The organism is Peribacillus sp. P4_C12, from assembly GCF_056402095.1.
Genome location: NZ_JBFUIB010001024.1, coordinates 1 through 808 on the forward strand (window position 1 = coordinate 1; position 808 = coordinate 808).

The 808-nt window shown below is 31.2% G+C and carries 1 protein-coding gene; it reads right to left on the reverse strand.

Going from position 1 to position 808, the window contains the following annotated elements:
- The coding region (locus AC1DUW_RS30965; protein ID WP_477644473.1) for a histidine kinase dimerization/phospho-acceptor domain-containing protein at nt 1-808 on the reverse strand (808 nt) is incomplete at both ends.

Consider the following 808-nt stretch of genomic DNA (forward strand, 5'->3'; position numbering starts at 1 on the left):
ATGTATAGTTCACCATTAACTTGCATCGATTCGATGCCGTTTTTTAAAATATTAAACAAGCACTGTTGAAATTTTTTTCTTTCTCCTATGATATAATAAGCGTCATCTTCCAATAGCGATAATTTTATGTCTATTCCATTCATGTTTGCCAAGGGCTTAATAAAATTTACCGCATGCTGAATCTCATCGGACACTCTTAAGTGTTCTTTATTTTCAGGGGTTGTTGCTGCAAACGTTAAATAATCATTAATAACTTCTGTAGCTCGATCTAATTCCCTCAAAGCGATATTTGCATACTTTACCTTTGTTTGCGAAGAAACTTCCTCTTGTAACATTTGAATATATCCTCTAGTTACAGTAAGGGGATTACGAACTTCATGTGAGATACTTGCAGCAAGGTGACTTACGATTTGTAACTTTTCTGCTTTTGCTAATTTTTCTAAAATCTGAAAATTCGCAAGGATGACCTCCCACAGAATAATCACAATAACAATGCCAACGACTTGGATTATAAAGTATTGTTTCCATAAACTTATACCTATATTGATTCCAAATATTTGTGTTGCAATAAACTGTGTAAGAATCTGAACAATAAAGATTAATAAAATACCAACGATATTTTTTTTGAAGACAGACATTTGTAAATAGTATTTAGAAATAAAAGAAATTGAAATACCAATTAACGGAAAAGTGATGCATGAAATATAAAATCCATTTTCTCCCCCCGACAAATATCGAATAATAAGAGTGATAGCTATTAATAAAAAACTTAATCGATAACCTCCATATAAACCACCTAAAAGAAATG